The following is a 21,010-nucleotide window of genomic DNA, read 5'->3' on the forward strand; positions in this document are numbered from 1 at the left end:
ACCTGAAAAAGATTACGACCAATAGCGAATAGCCGGTGCGCGACATGATAAAGCAGGTCTTTGCCGAGGGAAAGGAAAACGGTGCATGCTCTTGTCTTATGGCCTCAGCATGGTCATGTTTTTTGCGTGGATCAATGGAGAATCTGGATGAAAAATCTGATCGTGGCGCTTGTGTTCGTGCTGGGAACGGTCCCGGCGGTTTGGGCTGACGCTGATCGCGTTATCACCACGACGGGACAAGGCGTCGTTGAAGCGGTGCCTGACATGGCAACCATAAATCTGGGCGTCACCAACGAAGCACGTCTCGCAGGGGATGCATTGCGATTGACGTCGGATGCGGTTGCGGGTGTTCTTGCGCAGCTTAACGAGGCGGGTATCGCACCGCGTGATATGCAAACGCAGGGTGTGTCGTTGCAACCCGTGTGGAACCGTCGCAACCCGGAAAATGAGACGCCCCGTATTACTGGCTTCGTGGCGCGAAATACGCTGACCATACGCGTGCGGGACCTCGATACACTTGGCGGCATTCTGGATCGCGTGGTTCAGGACGGGGCCAACACATTCAACGGATTGCAATTTTCCATACAGGACCCGGAGCCCGCCATTGCTGCGGCGCGTCAGGATGCCGTCAAGGATGCCATCGCCAAGGCCGAGCAATTGGCTGAGGCGGCTGGTGTCGCGTTGGGACCTGTGCAGTCCATATCGGAAAGCGGTGGCGGTGGCCGACCAGTGATGATGGAGATGGCCTCCGCGCGGATGGCATCGGATGTGCCTGTCGCTGCAGGAGAGGTGAGCCTGACAGCCCGGGTGTCCATGGTTTTTGAGATACTGGACTGAACGTAGTTTGGTGATATGCAAAAGGGCGGCACGTGGCCGCCCTTCGCTGTTCAAAATACTGGTTTTCAGCTCGTTGCTTTGGAGAGCGCCTGATCAAGATCGGCGATCAGATCTTCCGAACTTTCGGTCCCGATTGAAATCCGGACGACGCCGGGTCCGGCCCCTGCCGCCTCTTGCTGCTCTTGGGTCAGCTGGCGGTGCGTTGTTGAGGCAGAGTGTGTCACGATCGATCTCGTATCACCCAAGTTTGCCACGTGACTGAAGACTTCGAGTGCGTTCACGAATTTAATGCAGGCATCATAGCCGCCCTTGATCGCGAATGTGAAAAGGCCACCAGCCCCCTTCGGACAGATTTTTTTCACGCGGTCGTGGTAAGGGGACGAGGGCAGACCGGCATAGGTCACGTAGTCGACCCGCGGGTCTTTTTCCAACCACTGTGTGATGATCTCTGCGTTTTCCACGTGGCGGTCCATGCGCAGTGACAAGGTTTCCGTTCCCATCAATGTGTAATGCGCCGCCTGCGGGTTCATGGTCATCCCGAGGTCGCGCAGACCGATGGCAATCGAGTGGAAGGTGAACGCCAAAGGCCCGAAAGTTTCATGAAACTTCAGCCCGTGGTACGCCGGTTCCGGTGCGCTCAGCGACGGGAATTTGTCATTTGCAGACCAGTCGAACTTGCCTGAATCCACGATGCACCCGCCTGTGACAGTGCCGTTGCCGGTCAGGTATTTGGTGGTGGAGTGCACAACCAATGTGGCGCCATGTTCAATCGGGCGACACAGGTATGGCGTGGCCGAGGTGTTGTCGACAATCAGCGGAATGCCCGCCGCGTCAGAGATTTTGGAAATGGCGTCGAGGTCGGTGATATATCCGCCCGGATTGGCGATCGCCTCGCAGAAAACCGCGCGCGTGTCGTCGTTGATTGCGGCCTTCACGGCATCAAGGTCGTCGAAATCGACAAAGGTACACTCCCATCCGAAACGCTTGATCGTATGGCCAAACTGCGTAACGGTTCCGCCGTAAAGGCGGGTTGATGCCACGACATTTTTACCCGGCCCCATCAAGGGGAACAGTGCCATGATCTGTGCGGCATGACCCGAAGAGCAGCAGGCCGCGCCGACACCACCTTCAAGCGTCGCGATCCTTTCCTGCAGCACGGATACCGTGGGGTTGGTCAGCCGCGAATAGATAAAGCCGACTTCCTGCAGGTTGAACAGTGCCGCCGCGTGGTCGGTGTCGCGAAAGACATAGCCCGTTGTTTGATAAATAGGGGTCTGGCGTGCACCTGTTGCGGGGTCCGGGCGTGCGCCGGCATGAATTTGTAACGTGTCAAAGCCGTAGCTCGGACCTTTCGGGTCTGTCATTCTGGGTTCTCCTGAAGGCTTGATTTGTCACATGGTTAGGCCAAGCCGCGCAGGGGTACAAGAGTGCAGCGACATGCCCGGTGCATCCAGAAACCGTACGCAACTCACTGGCGAAGGCTTCTGTTATGCGCTGACACGAGGTGCCGTGACCCCTGCGGCATAGGCATTCCGGATCAAGGCCGAGCCAGCAGCATGTTGAGGGCGGTCAAAACATGATTGCCACAGGGGCTTCGCATTTTGTGGCAGGTCGCTTAAGACATGAATTCGGCTTTTTACCCACCACACCAAAGGTCCACTCATGCCCACGCTGCCAGATTTCCGCCTTGAGACCCATTTCGCCAAATGGGAGTTTACTGCGCAATACCACCTGACAGCTTCCGACGCGGAAAGCATCTCTTTGCGTGACCTTCTTGCTATGGCCTCGGATGAGGATCGTGCTGCGTTCGAAGAGATGTGGCTCGGATATACCGAAACCTTTGGCGCTCCGGATTTGCGCGCCCGGATTGCGCAGACCTATGAACAACAGTCGGCAGATAACATCCTGTGTTTTGCAGGTGCCAGTGAGGGTATTTTTGCCGCCAATTCCGTGCTGCTCGACAAGGACAGCCACGCCATTGTCGTGACCCCGAATTATCAGTCTCACGAGACGCTGCCGGTCACGATCTGCAGTGCCACCGGGGTCCCGCTTGACCCCGATGATGGCTGGTCATTGGACATCGACCGGGTGGCCGCTGCGATCCAACCAAACACCCGGCTTTTGACAATGAACTTTCCCCACAACCCAACGGGCGCGATCCTGTCACGGGATCGTTATGATGCGCTGATCGCGCTGTGTCGCAAACACGGCATTTACATTTTGCATGATGAAATTTTCCATGGACTGGGGCCCAGTGGCACGCAGTTTTTGCCCTTTGTCGCGGATGTCTACGAACGCGGACTGTCTTTGAACGTGATGTCAAAATCATATGGCTTGCCGGGGTTGCGTATCGGCTGGATTGCATCGCAGGACCGCGACGTACTGGCGCATATGGAACGGCTGAAGCACTATCTTTCGATCTGTAATTCAGGCCCCAGCGAAAGACTTGCGATGATCGCGCTGGCGAACCGGCGCGCGTTGCTGGCGCGGAACTGTGCCATAGTTGATGAAAACCTGCCGAAATGGGATGCATTTTTCGCGCGATACCCGGACCTGTTTGACTGGCAGCACCCGGATGGTTCCTGCATGGCGTACCCGCGCTACAAGGGAGCAGGTGGGGTCGACGCCTTTGCCCGCGATCTGGTGGAGCAAAGCGGTGTTCTTGTCCTGCCGAGTTCAATCTATGCATCCGACATCGGCCCTGTGCCGAGCGACCGGTTTCGCATCGGGTTGGGCCGTCGCGGCTTGGACGAAGGACTGGCGGCGTTTGAGGCCTATCTCAACCGCAACGACGGGCCCTCATTGCTGACGGACGATTGACGTTCTGAGAAGCGGCCAGTTACGCACTCTCCAAGCTGGCATATGCGTTACTTGTAGTTCCCTGACCGAAAAGCTGAGAGAATGATCGCTCTTAAAGCGTCATGCGAAAAACCTGAATCACATAACGCTGCCTGAAATCAAAGATTTCAACGCGTTACATGATACCCGATGTTTCAGGTATTTCGTCAGACGCTCTAGTCGCTGTTCTTTTTTGATTTGGCGATGTCTTCCAAAGCATCGGCTATTCGGGCTTGTTAATTTGCTTTTCTCTTGCTCGAGCGCATAATTAGCCAGATTGGCAATATGATGATTAACAGGATCAATAGGAGCCCAGGCAGGCCGATGTTGTTGAGCATGTAAAACGGTCTTCAATATATCTACGACGACCTTTGTCAACACCGCGCGAAAAGTATCAACCGATAACCGTGTTTTGAGAAGAACCGCTTGCAGAAATTTCCAGTACTTGAGCGCGGAACAAAAACAGAATATCCAGACGCGGCTGGTCACGATTCCCAAAAACCTGCTAAGTACTTAAAATTAAATGGAGGCGAGTAGGAGAATCGAACTCCTGTACACGGATTTGCAATCCGCTGCGTAACCACTCCGCCAACTCGCCGAAGCCCTTGTTTCATTAGCCTCTGAGTTTTCGGAGCGCAAGCGGTTATCACATGGGTTATCATGTTCTTGTTCTTTACCCGTTCTTTTCATAGCGCACTCCAGAGTCTGCGTTTTTCGTGCGCCGTCTTGGCTCGTGTTATTTGCCGCGCGATACCGGCATACTTAATGACCATGGCTTTCGAACTGTGCCCGCTGAAAGCCATGATTTCATCATCGGTGCACTTTGACCAAGCTAACTCCATGACGCCGCGATACCGAAGCGCGTGCATGTCGTGCGCCTCTAGGCCCAGCCGCTTGCGTTCATCTCCAAAAATGCGAGCCATTCGCCGGTAATTCATCGGCTGACCATCCTGTTTGGTAAGAATGTGCCGTGAAGGGTGGGGCGCTGCTCCTATTGTCTTTTTGGCGGTCGAGAGCGCCGCAAGCAATTGGGGTGTGCATGGAGAAGCCATAGCGGCTTTCCTGATTTGTTCTGGCGCAGTCTGAGGGCCTCGCCATCGAAGTCACCCCAAACAAAGTCGACCAAATCCCCGGGGCGCTGGACACTACCAACGCCAAGTTCAAAGATCAGGCGCGGAATCGGCTCGCCATACTCTCGGATCGTTTGCACCGCCTGATCTGTCCACGGCACATGAGGCTTTTGGCGTTCCTTAGGCACTCGCAGTTTCTCGATCCCCGCGGCTGGGTTGTCAGTCATCCACCTTCTACGGACGACGACTTTGAAGATCATGGATATTGCCACGGGCAGATAGTTCGCGAATCGGACACGGTGTTTGTTCGCATCCATCGCGGCGTAGATGTCCGCCTGCGTCAGTCGTGTTACATCGCTTTTGCCGATCTTTTCTTCGATGTATGCCAGCACGGGTTCGAGGTCAGCGCGGTATCTCGGCGAAATGTCGGCCCAGCGATCAGATTCGCGCAGTAATTCGATCGCGGCAGACCAAGACCTCTTAGCCTCTGCGCGCTTGCCGGTCAGTATCTCCCAATAAATGCGATCACCCTCGGCAGTGTCAGGCTCATGCCAATTACCGTTCTGATCGCGGATCGGGAAAACCTTACCCTTGATCCGAACGTTGGGCTTATCGTGCCGATTTCGCCAGAGATACTTTTTCACCACTGCACGTCTCCGACGCCCTCGATCGCTTCACCAGTAACCACACGACAAAGCTCGCCTGTATCCCAGCGCTCAAACTCACCGATGGCTTTGGGCTTAGGAAGCTGACCGCCCTCCACAAGAGCGCGAAACTGTGCTGGCTTGAGATCGAATAACTGGGCCGCTTGACGCTCACCCACGAAAATTGGGAGAGGGGCGCGTTTCATTGAACGGCTTCCCCGCAAAACTCAGAGAAAGGCACGTCCAAGTTATCAGCCAGGTTGCGGCAAACGTCGCTCACATTGAGGAGAATCCTTGGCGTTCCATCGACGGGTTCTCCGACGCTCAAGGCAACCGAGTTCAGGCTGTCGAAGGTCCTGCCGTCGATTTTGTAAGCCGGATCGTCAGAAAAGTAAGTGAAGCAATCATCACCGGGCATTCCGTTTGCGCCGGGCGCAACGATAAGCCAAGTGCACCCAATCGAGAATAGCCGACCGGGTGAACGATCGCTTTCAGCCTTGAATTGCGGGATGACAGCTTTGTTGTCCGGTTTACCCCACAGCGTCGCACTTTGGCCTAGGAACGCAAATCGAAAAGCAATTGAATAAGAGGCCTCGACACGAAGACCGGCCTCGATCAATCGCTCTGCGATTGCTAGCTGAACCGCACCGCCAAGCGGCATCGCCAGTCCTTTCCCCGGACCGCGACCGATCGCTCTGATTTTCGCCTCAGGATCGTCCGGCGAGCTCCCAAAAACATGCCCTTCTCTTCGGCGAATTTTCACCGCTTCTTCGGCAGCACCTGCGGCGTCACAGGCTTTACGAAAGGAAAATTCCAAATCACTCACGAGTTCGTCTCCATTAAGAAAAAGCATAACTTGCAGAGTGAGACACTACCACAGTTACTTTCCTGTTGCGGGTTCGGAAGATTTGGGCGTTCGCTGCCGTTAAGGCAACCCTAACGCCTCGTTGTCAAATTGCCCTCCTCACGGCGGCGGATGTACCGCCAATACGAAGAAAGTTTAGGCCAGCGCTCGTCGCTGACGAATGCTCAGTCTGAACTGCCGGTACGACATTGAGAAAACAACTTTCCAAAAAACAGCGTTCACCGACTTACTGCTTCGCGGCCTACTCCAAGGTCCAACCCAATAAGTAGCTATTAGGAGCCACTTACGCTAGAGTTCTACGTGCTAGCTTTCTCACCAATGCGAAGTAAGACCAAGGGTTGCTCAACATCATGCTTCAACAACGAAGCGATACGCTCTATGGTAGAGGAGCGTTAGAAGTGCCCGGCAGTAAAAGCAGGTTATTCAAAGTGTTACAAGACGAAATTGAGATTGCTCAGCGAAGTGTGCGCACAGACGCATATCAAATGTCGATAGGCGAGTTAGTCAGCATGTATGATGAGGGCGAAATAATAATTGCCCCGGAATTTCAGCGGCTTTTCCGATGGGAAATTGGTCAAAAGTCCAAACTGATAGAGTCTCTACTGCTTGGCATCCCGCTTCCTTCAATCTTTGTCTATGAACTCGAAGACGGGAAATGGGAGTTGGTTGACGGTCTGCAACGACTATCGTCAATACTCGAGTTTATGGGGAAGTTGAAAAACTCGGATGGGACCGTTTGTGCGCCTTCGGTCCTTGAGGCGACCAAATACCTTCCCTCTCTTCACAACTCAGTATGGGCAAAGAGTGACCGGATCGACGGAACGCCGCAGGAAGAACAGGCGGAAATGGATCGCAGTCTGCAACTCACTATCCGCCGCTCGCGAATTAGCGTCGAAATATTGAAGCGCCCAAGTGACAGCATGACAAAGTTTGATCTGTTTCAGCGGCTAAACGCAGGCGGCACGGTCGCCAATCAGCAGGAGATACGCAATTGCATCATTCTGATGATTAACGATGAGTACTACCGAGCTATCAAGGCTGCCGCTGAAACGGAAAATTTCAAAGTTTTGACCGCGCAAACCGAGTCCCAAATGGAGAAACAGCGGCACATAGAAATGGCGGTACGTTTCCTTGTCCACACCTTCGTGGCTTACGATAGCAATTTAGATGTAGGAGAATTCATCGATGATGGCATTGTTGAGCTTGCAAGTACGGGCGATATTGCCACTACGATTTCGGCCATAAATTCAACTTTTGACCTTCTGTACCAAGCCGCCGGGCAAGATGCGCTACGGCGTTTTCAAGAAGGAAATTATTCTGGCCGTGTAGGTTTGGTTGGCCTCGAGGCGATCGCGGTTGGTGTTGCAAAAAACCTTGCTGCAATTCAAAAACTCGATAATCCAGTCGAATTTGTGAAGTTGAAAACACAAGAATTCTGGTCGCAAGATGAAGTAGCGGAATTTGTATCACCCGGTATGAGGGGAACAACAAGAATTCAACGCACGGTTCCATTCGGAGAACGATGGTTTAAACCATGAGCAAACCGTACACAGAAGACGATTTTACTCACCTGCTGACTACTGATCGAACTTGGCGGATCAAGGAGATATCGGATTTAAAATCAGCAATACGCAATGCAGATGCAGCACTGGAGAAAGTTTTGCTGAGGGCACTAGTAACCATTTCATATGCGCATTGGGAAGGGCATGTTAAGAATGCTGCCCGCCTGTACCTGACACATATTGCACTAAGAAAATTTCCGTTTTCTAAATTAGATAATCAGTTTTTAAAAAACTATTTCCTACCACGATTGACTGCCCTGTCTACCAACAGGACCAGTTTGGCTGCCAGATGTGAATTGCTTGAAGATGTATTAGCAGCGTCCGAACAGCAGTTTTCTCGTTTCAACCCTGACTTGGTAAACGCAAGATCAAATTTAAATGCCGAAGTACTTCGCGAGATCTGTATAGTCTGCGGCATCCCTTTTGAGCCTTTCGAAACACATGAGAGTTTCATAGATACTATCCTGTTGAAGCGGCGAAATTCCATCGCGCACGGTGAAGAAACCTTCATCGAAAAAACCGATTTAGATGATCTTTCAACGAAAACGATTTCTTTAATGCGGATGTTTGGCGATGGCTTGGACAATAAGGTTCAACTCAAAACTTATAGAGCTGCATAGCCGGAGTTTACTCGAAGTGGCACATTGGCTGTCTAAGTGCAGCCAAGAAATGCATTTCTTTCATATTGAACTTCGCGCTTGGGATTATTTTGAGCGTTCTGAACGAAAAATAGGAGTTTTATGTTCCACGGCATTTTCCGCTCGACCTATGGCTTCCTCTATTTCATTTAATCGTTGTAACTCTATCTCCATCCGCTCGAAAGCGGGGACAAAATCGATTCCATACCTCGCAACCAGCTTCGCTGATACTTGGTACGCCTTGACAAGGTCCGTTTTACTGATTGTCCGAAGATTGCTCATTGTACGTGTCCTTTTCATCTTGGTGCAGATTTCGACATTGAAGGCACGGCCCGCGAGGGCCGCGCCGGTTGGTTAGGCGATAATGTCGGTCACAGCCGCAAAGGACTGAGCGTTGCGCAAGGCAATGTCCCATTCGCTGTGTGCCGTGATCCGAACGTTGCCGCGATCGCTTTCGGTCTTGTCGTCCACGATAACGTCGATCCCGCCCCATTGGCCAATCAGAAGTTCGGACCATGCGCCGAAGATAAGAGCCGACAGGTTTGTACCCGCGCCCAGCGTGAAGTTGGATGGCACAAGCGACGTAAAGGCGGCTGTGTGCCCTGCAATCGACAAGCTTGACCCGGACGTCGTCAGGATCGCAGAGTCGCCACCGGAGAACTTTGGCGTGCTAAGCAGCTTGGCCTTCACTTTCGGATTCGACAGGAAGGCGAGGCTTTGCATTGGTGCGCCTGCGTCCTCAACCTGAGCCATCAGATCGGTGACGTGCGCCCAGTCGATCGTCCGGCCGTCTGCGCCGTCAGCGGGCAGTGTGCCGATCCCGGTTGTGTTGAGAATGCCTTCCGGTTCCAGCGCCGACCCGACCCCGGCGATTGCCGCGCGATCGACTGCAATCGCGATTTCGCGACGCAGATCGTTTTGCAGCACGGCATCGAGGGCGGGAAGTGACTGCTTGATCTGACGGCGGCTCATGCGTGTCCGAGCGCTCAACTGCTTAAGCGACAGGCTCACGCTGTCAAAGCCGGGTGTGCTTTCGGTCGCGGCCGCGTCTTCGGCGATCCATTCTGCCGAAGTGCCCGCAGGCATCCGGGGGATCGAGACGTTCTCGCGCAGACCGGGCAGAACCCGCGCGCCAAGTTGCATCACCTGCACTTCCGGACGAAGAGCGTCGATGAATTGGCTTGCCATGTGTTCGGTGCCGATGAGAGCGCCAGCATTGCCGGTCGTGAGCAAATCGCGCCCGGCGAGGGCAACTGCCGGGACGTAAATGCCCGTTGGTGAGCGTCCGGAGGATCGTGCCAGTTCTTCGGCGCACTCGCGCTCAAAACCGGCTTCTTTCCAGTTCCCGCTCAACTCCGCCGCGATCGCACGGGTCAGGGAGTACGAACGGTCCTGACTACGGCGCAGAACGCCCAACGTAGAGCGGACATTGGATGGCTCAGCGGAATTTGAGTTGTCGAGATAATCCATGACCTGAGACCGGAACTTGTCGATCGAGGTTCCTTCCGCGATTGCATGCGAAACGGTCGATTGGTCCAATTCGAACCGCTGGCCAATTATTGTAATCTCTGAGGCGCGGGCGCGTTCTTGGGCGATTGTATTGTGGGCTTGATCGCCCGAGTTTTCGGCAGTGATGGGAGACGTCATGTCTCTTTCCTTTCGTTGATGTTGGTTTGAGATCGCAGGCGGCATCGACCTGCCAACGCCGACCAGGGCGTCCGCAGGAACCGCAACAAGCGAGATTTCGTAAGGCATCCAGCGGACCCTTACGGTAGGCAGTCCATCCCGGTCATCAACGCGGGCATGTTCAAGCACCCGGTATCCCACCGAGACGCTCTTGACTTCACCGGCCCGTACTCGAGCCAGCATTTCGGACCCTTCGGCGGTATCGGCAAAGCGAACCAACGCCTGCCCCTTACCGCTTTCGATCCAAGCACGTTCCACAGACCCGATCATCGCGTCGAGATCGTGTCTGTGGTCTTTGAGAAGTGGCGCACTTCCCGCCGCCAAGCGGGTCATGTCCACCTCCCCCGGGCCATGGCCGAGGATTTCCCAGCCCGCCCCAAAGTCAAAGACCCGCATCACGGGTTCTTCGGATGAGAACGACAACTTCACCAGCCGGTCGTCCTTTGTCGCGGCCGAGATATCGACCACAACGGCGCGGGTCAGTTCCGCGCCATTCTCGAAGGTGTTCTCATGCGTCATGACGAACGCCCTCAGAGGTCGCCTCGATCAGATCGTTGATCCGAGGCTCGATCATTGATGCAAGTGTTGCGATCAAAGATGGGTTAAAGCACAGGACGTTTGCGCCTTCGGCCTGTGCCTTTCGAGCGAAAACTTCCAGCTTGTCGCCGTGATCGGTGACAATGCCGCGGATCTCGCCGTCGGCGATCTTGTAGAAAACCAGCGCATCAGGACCGCGTGTGAGAGCCGCCTCGATCTTGTCTGGGGCCTCGGCCAGCGCTTTGAAGGCAATCGCGTCGGGCGTTTCAGCGACCTTCAGTTCGCGTATCAGGAGCGCGAGAGAAGCCGCGACGACATGCATCCGGTTTTGTTTGGTTGCCTGCCCGATCAAGGCAGTTGGAGAATGAAAATCCTTCATTCGGTTAATCCTTTTGGTTGGGAGGGACCGCCGCAGTCGCAGGCTTGTGGCGGAGAACGTGTGGTCAGTGTCAATCATGGCGGCGGCTAGCCCGCGCACCTGCGACGACCACCGCAGACGACAACAACCACAAGCCAAACCCGAAGTTTGGCGATTGGCCGAAGTAATCTGCGAAACGGGGCGCGAATTACCCGTGTAATCAAGGCGCGGGAAAGGACCCACGATCGAAAACTGAGGTGCATCGCAGTGATCTTGAAAACTGTGTGCCCATTGTCTTGCCTGCTCACCGCCGAGGACGGCGGGCGATGCCAACCCTTTCAAAGGGGTGGACACACGTTCATGTGTGTTCACACCCTTAGGGGTATAAGGGGTGTGTGTGGCTAGGGGGGATGAAGTGGGGGTGAAGGGGGTTTGAAGAGGTGTGAAATTCATAGTGAAACCTCCAAGAAACTGACGCGCCGAGAGGGCGGCCCCTCGGTTTCAATACGGACTTTCCCGGCTTGCAGAAGGCGCTCCATTGCACCCGTCATTGCGCGCTTGGTTATGCCCTCGCTGCCGGGGTGAGCGGCGAATACCTTTGGCGCGTAAGTCGTCCCACCGCTGGCGTTTACCCGCCGTCCTTGCTGAACGAACTCACGTAGAAGGTTCAGAAACACGCGCTCGGCGGTGGCATTACCAGCGGCCCTGTCCAGCCCGCCAGCGGGCGCATCTGGCATGAATGCCCCGTCCTGCCAGCGCAGAAGGAATTCATCGCCTGTGCGGGCGTAATTCGCCTTCTTGGTGGACAGGCGACGGGCGTCCGGGTCTGGCTCGTATCCATCTTCTGAAATCCGTTCGAGGTAGAGGCGCGAGCGGACTGAGGCGTTCCAAGCGGTCGAACCCGACAGGCCCGATCCGCTCGAAATCCCGGTCAACGACGGGTGCGCCAGAAGCATGACGGCCGTGTTGTGAGTGATTGCCAAGTGCCGCAACATGCCGATGAATTGTCTGGCGTGGGCGCGGTTGTTTTCTTCACCAGCCGTCAGGTCTGCCAGCGTGTCGAGAACGATCAGCGACGGCCGCTCAGTTGCCATCCATTGGTCGAGGGCGGCGTAAAGCGGCGTTGGCGTAAGAGTATTCGTGCCGCGGTTCAGGACCGCCAAGAGCGCGTCTTCGCCCGCAAGCGAGCGATAGCTTAGATCATGCAGGCCGTCGATCGCGACACCTTTAGCCCGGCAGATCGCATCAAGCCGTCGGTGCAATTCGTCCTTGTCGTCTTCGGCCGAGAGGTATGCGGCGGGGCCGCAATCCTCGATCGACCTGCCAACCCACGGGACGCCCGCGACAGTCGCGACGGCGAGGCCAAGGGCAAGTGTGCTTTTGCCGGTGCCACCGTCACCACCCAGCATGGTCACTGTGCCACCCGGAACGAGTCCAGGTACAAGCCACTCCCGAGGTGGGATCGGTTGATCCGCGAGGCCAGCCGCGCGCGCAAAAAGCGATCGAGGGTCGATCGGCGCAGCTTCTGGTGATCCGGGACGAATGAAAGCGTTCATTCGTCCCCCGATCCGCGTGGCGCGGCGGTGAAGGGCGAAACAAGCCAGCGATCCTCGCCGTCCGCGAAAATCGCGTCGATCTTGCGACGCCGGACTTGCGCCAGTTCAACAGCAGCCGGGATTAGCGACGGCTCGATCCGCCGTAGCGATGCACAAGCCCTAAGCAAACGGCCCCGCCATGACCTCGTTACCCGGTTGTCAGCGGTTTGAAAGCACCCAAAGGCCGAAAGTATTTCGATCTCGTCAAGCGTTAGAAGCGAAAGCCCCTCGGCCGCGCGCTCGACCTCTCGACGATCACGATCGGGAAATTCGGGCGCGTGCGTATCAACGCGCTCAAAAGAAACGAAAAAGCGCTGGACTGCGTTATTCGAAAAGGAAGACGGATTTGCGCTTGGCAGGTTCTCAGGTTCACATTGCGTTCCTGATTTGTCTTGATAACTTTTCGAGGCTAAGTTTTTGTTTTCGCTCGAAATGCAACCGGCTTTGCAATCCGCTGCGTAACCACTCCGCCAACTCGCCATCAAGCACTCTAGGCATATGTACTTCGAATCCGAGCGTCAAGCGACATTCCTCAGCTTTTGGCCATTTCATTCTGCTTTCACTTTAGGCTTATCGCTAATGGACTCTCACACCTGCCACTGCTTTTTGAATTGGCCGGTGAGCCTTTAAGTGTAATCCGCTGGGAACAAAGATCGACGATCTGATTCCGCGTTGCCTGTTAAGAAGTTTTGGAAGGCTCCAGATCTGAACATTGGCACTAGAATCAAAGTGTTTATGTTACATGGGTATAATATCAAAATATGGGCTGGACACCTTCTTACCAAACTCCTAGAACGCTGGCACCTCGTCAGTGAACTGACTTATATTGCCCGGGTAGCTCAGGGGTAGAGCAGTGGATTGAAAATCCTCGTGTCGGTGGTTCGATTCCGCCCCCGGGCACCATTTAACAAAATAATATCAGCTACTTAAGCGGCTTTAAGTTTAAGTTGCACATTTAGAGATTTGTGCTGGGTGCCATATGGGTGCAGTTTAATTTGGTCAGTTCACTCCCCCAAATCGACTTTTGGCCAAAGGCTGAAAAGTATGAGTTCGTTGAACTTACGAGACTACTTGCCCCGAATGGTATGATCGGCTCTATGTTGGCGCTGTTTCAACTTCGCTTGTTGGGGGGCGTTTCAACGTTTAGGTTCGAGAACGCATCTGAGGCTATTTGCGACTTATGCCGAACATGGGCGCGCACAATAGCTTTCCTCACACGTTCTTTCATTTGCTCTTTGAAGTTGCGAGCTTGCGGCAGGATGCGGTCCCCTTTCGGGCCAAATGTTTGCGCGGCACGTTTCAGGTAACTGTAGAAGGTCCAACTTTTGTAGTCGTCGGTCAGTTCACCCTTCTTCACGCGGCTAAATTTCTGACTGAAAAGCGAGTAGTTGAAGCTTCCGATCAGTGTTGCACTGCTTGCCGTCGGATTGGAGAGGACATGCATGGTCCCGTCACGCTTTGCTGCGACCGACACCTTTCTATAGAGGCGAGAAATGGTGCTTTCTCTAACATAGACTTTCCTGCCATCGTACCTAAAGCCAAGGTACTCCAACCCATTCTTGCCCTGCGGGCCGGTTAGGTGCTCAAAGGACAGATCTTCTCCCGAGCCCGTGAATTTGACGATGCATGTTTTGGCCGCTTTTATCTCGAGCGCTTCCCCGTGTTTCTTGATCTCATCTGTCGCAAACGCCGTCGCTGTCGCAGCCTCTGTATCGCCGCCTGGGATGATCAGCAAAATGTCGTCTGAATAGCGCATGTATTTGCCCCCGCGCTCACGTGCGTACTGGTCCAGCTTTGCGTCAAAGTCGATGAGGTAGAAGTTGGCAATAAGGTCAGAAATTGGAGCGCCTTGCGGGACGCCGTGCGGAAGCGCGTTCTTTTGGATTAGGGAGGGTTTGGTTGGGTCGCCGCCGCAAATCTGGGCACGAAAGTCCTCCGGAGAGCATAGCTGCTTGGGCATCTCACGGTAGGCCGGTATTAGAACTCGGCGTAATGCGTGCGAGAGCGTTCTTCGGCGCGCTCAGAGAGCCATTGTTCGAGTTCGTTCAGCAACCATGCGACGCTTGTTCCAGCAAGGCGGACACGGCGCGGAAATCGTCCCCGTGCTTCCCAGCGCAATAGCGTGCTGTTGCTTACGATAATACCAAGGCGCTTGAGGTCAGCGCGTGTTGCAAGGGCCTTTTGGCCATCTAAAATATCCATTTTCTTTCCTTCTACATGTTTGCGTTTGTGAAGGAGCGCTCCGACAAGAATGAAGATGACGCGGATTGGGACGCATTGCGAGCTAAGGTCCTGAAGGTCTCAACTCGATTTGAAGTGGGGTTTTCAAAAGGCTTACATGTTCGCCTGCATTGGCCCATCTAGCTGCTCATGCTGCCCTGTGGTTTCGAGAAAAATGCGACGCACAAAATCTGGGATCGCACCCGTTGCCACCTTGATTTCCTTGTCCCAATTTCCTCTTGATAGCTTGAGGTCTGGGTAGCACTCGCGCAATTCAGACAAACAGACGTGGACAATGTAATACCTGATCTCGTGGGTGTGCGTTACTTTACCTGCCCTTTCGCCAGTGATTTCATCTGCAAATTCGGCCTGTAAACGTGTGGCCCTATTCTTCAATTCCGCGAGGTTGGAGAGAAGCGCTTCGTCAGCAACAGATTCGACTTCGCCATACCGTTCCCAATGTGCGAAATGCGGAACGTTTTCATCGGCCAGAGCAGCCTCTAGCGTCTCAATAGGGTTAATGATCTGCCGTTGGAGCCACGTCTTTCGCTGCGTAAGGGACATATCGAAAGGAGCCAATCGAAACCCATTAGGTGAAGTCTCCACGCCACGGCGAATTTTCAGGCATTCTACCCGCAGCCGATTCCAGAAATTAGAAAAGATTTCGTCATCAACAACGCTCAAGATACCTAAGATTTCTTTTCTACATTGGTCGCCGAAAGCTTCTGCACGATCTTCGTCAGTTCGATTGACCGTGGATTGATCGTTTCAAAAGGCGCTATTTTCTCTGCGAGCGCATCCAGTAAGCGACCATCTTCACGTTCGTAACTGAACGTCTCGATTAAAGTAGTTTCGTGCTCAGCGTGGACATCGCGCTTCCACTCCATACCAGCGAGGTATTCTTCACGGTCAACGAACGGCGCGGTCGTGAAACGATAGGTTCCGTCTGCAAGTTTCGAACGCCGAACGCCGAAGTGCTCAACGTACACCCCGCTATTAGTTAGGCGAAAATCAGGACAGTAATCGCGGTACCCGCCTTCAGAAACCTTGTGCTCGTAGTCGGGTTCATACTCGTATTCGATGCCATTCTCGTATAGCCAATTGGCAATCATCAATTCTTCAAAGCTTTTGACCTGTTCGCCCTGAAGGGTGCGCAGATCAAGCTTTTCGATGTAAGTGTAGTAGCTGTGCTTCTTTTTGAAATCCCATTCGCTTTTCTCATCGAGACGGGCGTATGAGAACCAGCCAACGATGGACTTCGATACCTCAGAAGCCGTCTTGACCAAGGCTTTCAGAATATCGCGGATCAAAGCTAAGTCCGGTTGGAAAAGCAGTCTAGGACTTTTGGTATTGCTCGCAAGTTTTTGTACGATTTGCTTTCTATGCAATTTGATTTTTGTCAAACTTACGGCTCTGCATAGATTCCGCTCCGCAGCGCACTATACTAGCTCGTCGATTGCAATATTTCTTGGCGGTTTTCAACTCTCCAAGTTTCTACACTGGCTGATCATAAATCGGCTTCACTGATGAAACATGAATGTACCCTCAAGGCGGCACAGGTCGGCGATGCTGTCTTCACCGCGCAGGCCATCGAGCACGATCCTGATCTTCTCTTCGGATGAAATGTGCTTGGGCGTGGCGCGTTTGATGACATATTTGACGACCTTCTCGCTTGGGTTTTGAGTGTTCCAGTTATCTGTTTCATCTTCCAATCTTCAGTGGTTACGAAGAGCCAAGAACACTCTATTATCAAATACTGCTATTTGAACCCCTAAGCGTTGACGACAGACAGTTAGTGCATTTGAAAGTTGCACAGCTCCCAAAACTTGAGAGATCCTTTAAATGACGAAGTGTTGACTCTGTACAAGCATTGTTGCCGATGCGTGGCTCTCGGCGAAGATGTGACCGGTGAACCGGTCACTCTGTGGTTATGTCCAGAACGTATAAAACAGGGTCTTGTTCGAACTGAGCAGCCCAAACATACGCTTTGGCAACGCCACTTCCTCCGGAAAAGGCTTTCAATCTGATTTCGTGTTTTAAGATCATGCAGGAACCTTCTTTGAATGCAGGGGGAAGAGTAATACCATCCCGGTTTGCAATGCGCTGTATGGCGATGAGGCATAGGTTGTCGAATGTACCATGCATGTGGGCATAAGAGGCATAGCCGTTCCAGGACGCCTCAAGATGCTCTATACTGTCTTGGCCGAAGTAAAAAGTGGCGGCGGCACGGGTTCCATCACTGCTGGCCCATTCGGAGAACCGTTGGGCGACAACTTCAACCATTTTCATTCTGTTAAATATTTCAGACGAGGAAAGCCCGGAAAGTTCCAGGTGCCGAAGACTCGAAAGCGGAGTAAATGTAGGCGACACAAACCCAAGTGCCTCGAGACTGGTGTGCCGACCGCCTAAATTTTTCTGCTGGGCGGCAAGCGTATCCAAAGCATTTGAAAGAGCTACCTTTAACGGTTCGATCGTGCTCCGTTCGGGAAATTCGCGCCAAAAACCAAATGACAGTTCCGCTGCCTTCTTTATATTGCGAGGTGGGGTTCCTCCTTTTGAGGGATCAAATTTTTCGCCGTGGAAATGTTCGTAAACAAAAAGACTGAGTGCGCCTTCCAAGCCCTCTTGAGCAACTCTGTAATCTCTGTACTCTGCGTGAGCAGCGGTCGAGGTACTTCCTGCCATCAGGGCAAGGCCCACCAGAAACTTACGAAAGCTATAAACCAAAACAAAAATCCCTGATAATTGTCTGTGAAATAAATCGCTCGGCAGAACCTCCGCTAGCCAGAAATCCTGTTTCATAGGCTTTTGTCGAACGCCCCCTTCCTAACGAAAAACTAATGTCGTATTCGAAGAAAGGTTCGGTCATCGACAAAATAATATCACGCAACTCTTCCGTGGGCTGATTACTCAGATCCTCTGTAAAGAACACGAAGACATCTTCTTCTTCGATGTATATCAAAGGCGCGTGGAGGTCACTGAACCGCACGAGTCTATCGCCAGCATAGATCACGAATCGAAGCGCGCTCAACGAGACATCTATCCTCTTTTGGTATAAATTCTGCAACGTTGGATCGGTTTTGGATGCCGACCTGAAGCCAAAGAAAATGCTTGTTGTATCTGAGCGCTCGCATAGAATCCGAACTATGATATCCATCTCGTCAGGGCCATTCAGATGATAGGACGCGCGCATTCGGTTCTTGTCATTACTAAAGTTGATCTCGATATCTCTTGAGTTCAGATCTTCAGAGTTCGCCTTCTCCGCCATTAACAGTGTGATCAACGACATGAACAGAAGCCAAATCATATGACGACAGAATTTGCACATTAATTGTTTCCTCTGTGAATTATTCACTTCTTCAGTGAGGAAGACTGTAAGTCAAATGAAAGTTCACTGACCAGCCCCCTGAGCCCGTTTACTGAAACTGAGGTTGATGGTTACCTTTGGTCCGAACCATTGTTGAAAAGACCAAAGTGTATAAAGTCATTGTAGCGAGCTGTGTGCTGAAGCACTTTCAAGACAGCCACCTCTGGTGGCGCAACAGCATCAATATTTATATGAACCAATGTTGTAGCAAGCTGTGTTTTGTAATACAAAACGCTAGGAAAGGGGGTAAATAAATACCGCCGTTTCATCCCCTGCCTACCTCGCCCCGAAGCTCAGATACTTAGCAACCCTTGCGGACGGATATTGTTTGTTTTGGCCATGCTTAGTTCTGACTGCCAAACAAAATTTCGACGAAGATTAAAGCGTGTGTAGCTGTCCAATGAGTTATTCGCTGGGCTCAGTTTTCAGTAGTTCTAACTGGTGCTGGAGCCGCTGCACTTCGCCTTTCAGAATTAAAATCTCTGCCAGAGCACCGTCGTAGTTACGTTGCAGCTGCTCTAGCACAAAAGCCTTGGATTTCAGTTCGTCTTCTGTACTTTGTAAATCGCTTTCCAGCGAAGTAATACTGCCTGCTGCATCCGAATTGATGTCAGAAAAACCCAGCAAGACGAAAGTCAAAACGAAATTGAGCAGAACAGATACGATGAAAGCCAGAGGCAACAGCACCCATAAGCTCCTGCGAGTGCCTTGGTCCTGTTCCACCGCACCGTAATCTTCAGATTGTCGATCCCGCCAGCCCAAGGTTCAGCCCGCCCCGCCGTTTTGTGCGTCTTCTTCCAGAACATTGCGTAGTTCCGCTATTGTATGGGAAGAATTTACAGAACCAACTATCGTCTTCACACTGCTGTCGCGCCAGATCTTGGAGAGATGAGAGCGGAAGTCTTCGAAATGAGCCATAATTTCCGCGCGATCAGTCTCTTCAAGCGGGCGACCCAAGACATATGCATACTTCTGTACTGCATCCACCGCGTTGATAAATAGTATGAAAGATTTTGGACCACCAGATTTCAACTCTCCCTTTATAAGTTCAAGCGAATTTCCTCCCCATGCGATCGTCTGCTGATTTATGCGCATTTGATCTACTTCCTGTCGTTGAATACGGATGGGTTCATCCGCTGATTCAGGGGGGGCTACAACGTCAACGACCAGTATTACTGCCGTGACTGGTTGGCTATGTTTACGTGTAAGTTGATCCATTAAGCCAGTCACCGATCCTGGTCGTTGCCCATTATAGTCAACAGTACTGATAACCAAACCGGAACCTTTTGGGTTTGCAGAACTAACTCCTAATGCCATGGCAAAGGTAGCAAAGTCCGCTTTGCCCGTCTTGATGTCAGATCGCCCTGCCGCTCCATGGCTCATTGCTTTAAGCAATGAAGACTTTCCCGCGCCACCTTCGCCAAGCGTTAACAGCTTGTGACCGCGAAATTTGCCGAAATCTATCAAACCCAACGACCGCGATGCGCTGCGCGGGTTGAGTTTAAAAAGGTTACGTCTGATTTTGAGGTAGAACCACTCAAGTGCTAACGTGATCAAAACACCGACAACAAGAAATATTAAATTAATCGGTGTAAATTGACCAAAATCCAAGCCTCTCAACAATGCGTCGAACCAACTGATAGGTTGCCCCAAGTCCGGGGTTTGAGCGGTTAAAAGTGAAGGGCAGCAGACTGCTAAAGCAATAACTCTGATGAACATATTTATTTCCAAAATCTCTGATAAATATAGTGAATTGGGGCTGATGGCCGCAATGTGCACATAAACCATATCGATCAAAAAAAAATTGAAAAGAAAATTCAGATGAACTGGGAGAATGATCGAAGCTGAGTTTATCAGAGAAACCTCATGCCGATGCCAATCGAACAAGGCAATTCTTCACCGCCCAGCCACTGCATGCCATCCGGTGCTGCGGCCAAAGCCCGGTTCCACTTGTCGTCTCCAAGCGCTCACGACGTCTGCGTTTCTGCTTGCTAAGCCAGACCCGCGTGTTCGCAGGGACAGGGATCATACAGACAAGCCTCGGATCAGCCGGGCCAGTGCTTCGGGATCGTAGCCACCGACAATCCGCAGTTGATGACCTCCCGCGATGTCGATCTCAATCACGCTGTGGCTGGATGTGGCATTGGCCGCACGCGCGGGAACCAGTTCTTCAGTGGCAGGCCGGTCAACAACCTCCACAGGCAAAAAGCACGGCGTCTCAGCAACTTTACCTTCGATGATCTCCGGATCAGGCGCAAACTTGGGATCCCGTAGCCATTTGTGGATCAGGTTGGTGTTCATCGCGTACCGCCGCGCGACCTGCGCTACCGACACCCCCGGCGCGCATGTTTGCGCACAGATCGACACCTTCTCCTCATCCGACCAGAACCGCTTCTTCTGACCCTTCTTGCCCGCCATATCCGTCCTCAAGATGTCCACTATCGTCGGTGGACACTATCAACACACTCCATGAACCGTCAGAGCAGCGAGGCCGGACGCTTACCATTCCTTTGCTATTGCTAGCAATTCATCGACAAGGCCATCGGCGGCTTCTTGCATCCCATCCCACTGCGCTAATCGCGCCTGAAGGCGAACCGATTTTTCGATTGTAGTTCTACTTATACTCGATGCGGGTCGAACAAGAGCTCGCTTTAAGCTGCGTAGTTCGCTTTGGGCGTCCTTATAGTCCTTCTCGATTGAACGCCCGCGCAGTCGCAGTTCTGTCAGGCGTTCCTCCGTGACCTGCTCCCCTGAAAAGTCCGGTGTTTTGAGTTAGCCTGTTCTCCAAGTAAG

The 21,010-nt window shown here is 52.9% G+C and carries 23 protein-coding genes, 2 tRNA genes and 1 pseudogene; 5 read left to right on the forward strand and 21 right to left on the reverse strand.

Annotated elements, in window-relative coordinates; genetic code table 11:
• The first annotated feature begins 147 nt into the window (after window positions 1-147).
• Complete coding sequence (locus K5Q35_RS09840) at window positions 148-837, forward strand: SIMPL domain-containing protein (protein WP_220799423.1); 690 nt, start codon at window positions 148-150, stop codon at window positions 835-837.
• Between the two features lie 65 nt (window positions 838-902).
• Here the strand turns inward: K5Q35_RS09840 and K5Q35_RS09845 are convergent, their stop codons facing one another.
• On the reverse strand, window positions 903-2,201 hold the full coding sequence (locus K5Q35_RS09845; protein ID WP_220799424.1) for an O-acetylhomoserine aminocarboxypropyltransferase/cysteine synthase family protein: 1,299 nt from the start codon (window positions 2,199-2,201) through the stop codon (window positions 903-905).
• A 298-nt stretch (window positions 2,202-2,499) separates the two neighbouring features.
• Between K5Q35_RS09845 and K5Q35_RS09850 the strand changes: the two genes are divergently transcribed.
• Window positions 2,500-3,657, forward strand: a complete 1,158-nt coding sequence (locus K5Q35_RS09850) for an aminotransferase class I/II-fold pyridoxal phosphate-dependent enzyme (RefSeq protein ID WP_220799425.1) — start codon at window positions 2,500-2,502, stop codon at window positions 3,655-3,657.
• A 117-nt stretch (window positions 3,658-3,774) separates the two neighbouring features.
• On the opposite strand, the gene K5Q35_RS09855 is transcribed toward K5Q35_RS09850, so the two are convergent.
• From K5Q35_RS09855 to K5Q35_RS09875, 6 genes are all read right to left on the reverse strand, one after another.
• A complete protein-coding gene (locus K5Q35_RS09855) occupies window positions 3,775-4,164 on the reverse strand; it encodes a hypothetical protein (RefSeq protein ID WP_220799426.1) in 390 nt (129 codons plus the stop codon).
• A 35-nt stretch (window positions 4,165-4,199) separates the two neighbouring features.
• Window positions 4,200-4,273, reverse strand: a tRNA-Cys gene (locus K5Q35_RS09860).
• Window positions 4,274-4,361: 88 nt separating this feature from the next.
• Window positions 4,362-4,727, reverse strand: a complete 366-nt coding sequence (locus tag K5Q35_RS22645; RefSeq protein WP_259650513.1) for a tyrosine-type recombinase/integrase — start codon at window positions 4,725-4,727, stop codon at window positions 4,362-4,364.
• Window positions 4,667-5,389 carry a hypothetical protein gene (locus tag K5Q35_RS22650; RefSeq protein WP_259650514.1) on the reverse strand — a complete coding sequence of 241 codons (723 nt, stop codon included), beginning with the start codon at window positions 5,387-5,389 and terminating at the stop codon, window positions 4,667-4,669. Before K5Q35_RS22650 ends, K5Q35_RS22645 begins: the two co-directional genes overlap by 61 nt.
• On the reverse strand, window positions 5,386-5,595 hold the full coding sequence (locus tag K5Q35_RS09870) for a hypothetical protein (RefSeq protein ID WP_220799427.1): 210 nt from the start codon (window positions 5,593-5,595) through the stop codon (window positions 5,386-5,388). Before K5Q35_RS09870 ends, K5Q35_RS22650 begins: the two co-directional genes overlap by 4 nt.
• Entirely contained in the window at window positions 5,592-6,215 is a 624-nt protein-coding gene (locus K5Q35_RS09875) for a hypothetical protein (RefSeq protein ID WP_220799428.1), read from the reverse strand. Before K5Q35_RS09875 ends, K5Q35_RS09870 begins: the two co-directional genes overlap by 4 nt.
• A 377-nt stretch (window positions 6,216-6,592) precedes the next feature.
• On the opposite strand from K5Q35_RS09875, the gene K5Q35_RS09880 reads away from it, so the two are divergent.
• Together K5Q35_RS09880 and K5Q35_RS09885 are read left to right on the forward strand one after the other, a co-directional pair.
• Complete coding sequence (locus K5Q35_RS09880) at window positions 6,593-7,792, forward strand: DUF262 domain-containing protein (protein WP_220799429.1); 1,200 nt, start codon at window positions 6,593-6,595, stop codon at window positions 7,790-7,792.
• Window positions 7,789-8,436 carry an MAE_28990/MAE_18760 family HEPN-like nuclease gene (locus K5Q35_RS09885; protein WP_220799430.1) on the forward strand — a complete coding sequence of 216 codons (648 nt, stop codon included), beginning with the start codon at window positions 7,789-7,791 and terminating at the stop codon, window positions 8,434-8,436. The genes K5Q35_RS09880 and K5Q35_RS09885 overlap by 4 nt, the downstream gene beginning before the upstream one ends.
• An 84-nt stretch (window positions 8,437-8,520) precedes the next feature.
• Here the strand turns inward: K5Q35_RS09885 and K5Q35_RS09890 are convergent, their stop codons facing one another.
• The 4 genes from K5Q35_RS09890 to K5Q35_RS09905 all read right to left on the reverse strand — a co-directional run bounded on the left by K5Q35_RS09890 (window position 8,521) and on the right by K5Q35_RS09905 (window position 12,591).
• Complete coding sequence (locus K5Q35_RS09890) at window positions 8,521-8,736, reverse strand: hypothetical protein (protein ID WP_220799431.1); 216 nt, start codon at window positions 8,734-8,736, stop codon at window positions 8,521-8,523.
• Window positions 8,737-8,808: 72 nt separating this feature from the next.
• Window positions 8,809-10,659, reverse strand: coding sequence for a phage major capsid protein (locus K5Q35_RS09895; protein WP_220799432.1), 1,851 nt, complete (start codon window positions 10,657-10,659; stop codon window positions 8,809-8,811).
• Window positions 10,649-11,056, reverse strand: a complete 408-nt coding sequence (locus K5Q35_RS09900; RefSeq protein ID WP_220799433.1) for a hypothetical protein — start codon at window positions 11,054-11,056, stop codon at window positions 10,649-10,651. The genes K5Q35_RS09895 and K5Q35_RS09900 overlap by 11 nt, the downstream gene beginning before the upstream one ends.
• A 428-nt stretch (window positions 11,057-11,484) precedes the next feature.
• Window positions 11,485-12,591, reverse strand: a complete 1,107-nt coding sequence (locus tag K5Q35_RS09905) for an AAA family ATPase (protein WP_220799434.1) — start codon at window positions 12,589-12,591, stop codon at window positions 11,485-11,487.
• Window positions 12,592-13,458: 867 nt separating this feature from the next.
• On the opposite strand from K5Q35_RS09905, the gene K5Q35_RS09910 reads away from it, so the two are divergent.
• Window positions 13,459-13,533: transfer RNA gene (locus K5Q35_RS09910), tRNA-Phe, on the forward strand.
• 208 nt (window positions 13,534-13,741) lie between these two features.
• On the opposite strand, the gene K5Q35_RS09915 is transcribed toward K5Q35_RS09910, so the two are convergent.
• The 10 genes and pseudogenes from K5Q35_RS09915 to K5Q35_RS09960 all read right to left on the reverse strand — a co-directional run bounded on the left by K5Q35_RS09915 (window position 13,742) and on the right by K5Q35_RS09960 (window position 20,635).
• Window positions 13,742-14,590: a reverse transcriptase domain-containing protein gene (locus K5Q35_RS09915; RefSeq protein WP_220799435.1), complete on the reverse strand. Its 849-nt coding sequence runs from the start codon at window positions 14,588-14,590 to the stop codon at window positions 13,742-13,744.
• A gap of 17 nt (window positions 14,591-14,607) precedes the next feature.
• On the reverse strand, window positions 14,608-14,832 hold the full coding sequence (locus tag K5Q35_RS09920; protein WP_220799436.1) for an AlpA family transcriptional regulator: 225 nt from the start codon (window positions 14,830-14,832) through the stop codon (window positions 14,608-14,610).
• Window positions 14,833-14,964: 132 nt separating this feature from the next.
• On the reverse strand, window positions 14,965-15,534 hold the full coding sequence (locus K5Q35_RS09925) for a hypothetical protein (protein ID WP_220799437.1): 570 nt from the start codon (window positions 15,532-15,534) through the stop codon (window positions 14,965-14,967).
• Window positions 15,535-15,539: 5 nt separating this feature from the next.
• Entirely contained in the window at window positions 15,540-16,160 is a 621-nt protein-coding gene (locus tag K5Q35_RS09930; RefSeq protein ID WP_308443345.1) for a hypothetical protein, read from the reverse strand.
• A 231-nt stretch (window positions 16,161-16,391) separates the two neighbouring features.
• Window positions 16,392-16,555, reverse strand: a pseudogene (locus K5Q35_RS09935) (IS3 family transposase); the annotation flags it as partial.
• A 212-nt stretch (window positions 16,556-16,767) separates the two neighbouring features.
• Window positions 16,768-17,652, reverse strand: coding sequence for a hypothetical protein (locus tag K5Q35_RS09940; RefSeq protein WP_220799438.1), 885 nt, complete (start codon window positions 17,650-17,652; stop codon window positions 16,768-16,770).
• Window positions 17,567-18,139 carry a hypothetical protein gene (locus K5Q35_RS09945; protein WP_220799439.1) on the reverse strand — a complete coding sequence of 191 codons (573 nt, stop codon included), beginning with the start codon at window positions 18,137-18,139 and terminating at the stop codon, window positions 17,567-17,569. Before K5Q35_RS09945 ends, K5Q35_RS09940 begins: the two co-directional genes overlap by 86 nt.
• A gap of 483 nt (window positions 18,140-18,622) precedes the next feature.
• Window positions 18,623-18,904, reverse strand: a complete 282-nt coding sequence (locus K5Q35_RS09950) for a hypothetical protein (RefSeq protein ID WP_220799440.1) — start codon at window positions 18,902-18,904, stop codon at window positions 18,623-18,625.
• 78 nt (window positions 18,905-18,982) lie between these two features.
• Window positions 18,983-20,104, reverse strand: a complete 1,122-nt coding sequence (locus tag K5Q35_RS09955; RefSeq protein WP_220799441.1) for a hypothetical protein — start codon at window positions 20,102-20,104, stop codon at window positions 18,983-18,985.
• 138 nt (window positions 20,105-20,242) lie between these two features.
• Complete coding sequence (locus tag K5Q35_RS09960) at window positions 20,243-20,635, reverse strand: transposase (RefSeq protein ID WP_220799442.1); 393 nt, start codon at window positions 20,633-20,635, stop codon at window positions 20,243-20,245.
• Between the last annotated feature and the right edge of the window lie 375 nt (window positions 20,636-21,010).

It is taken from the genome of Roseobacter sp. OBYS 0001 (genome assembly GCF_019654895.1).
Classification (GTDB): domain Bacteria; phylum Pseudomonadota; class Alphaproteobacteria; order Rhodobacterales; family Rhodobacteraceae; genus Roseobacter; species Roseobacter litoralis.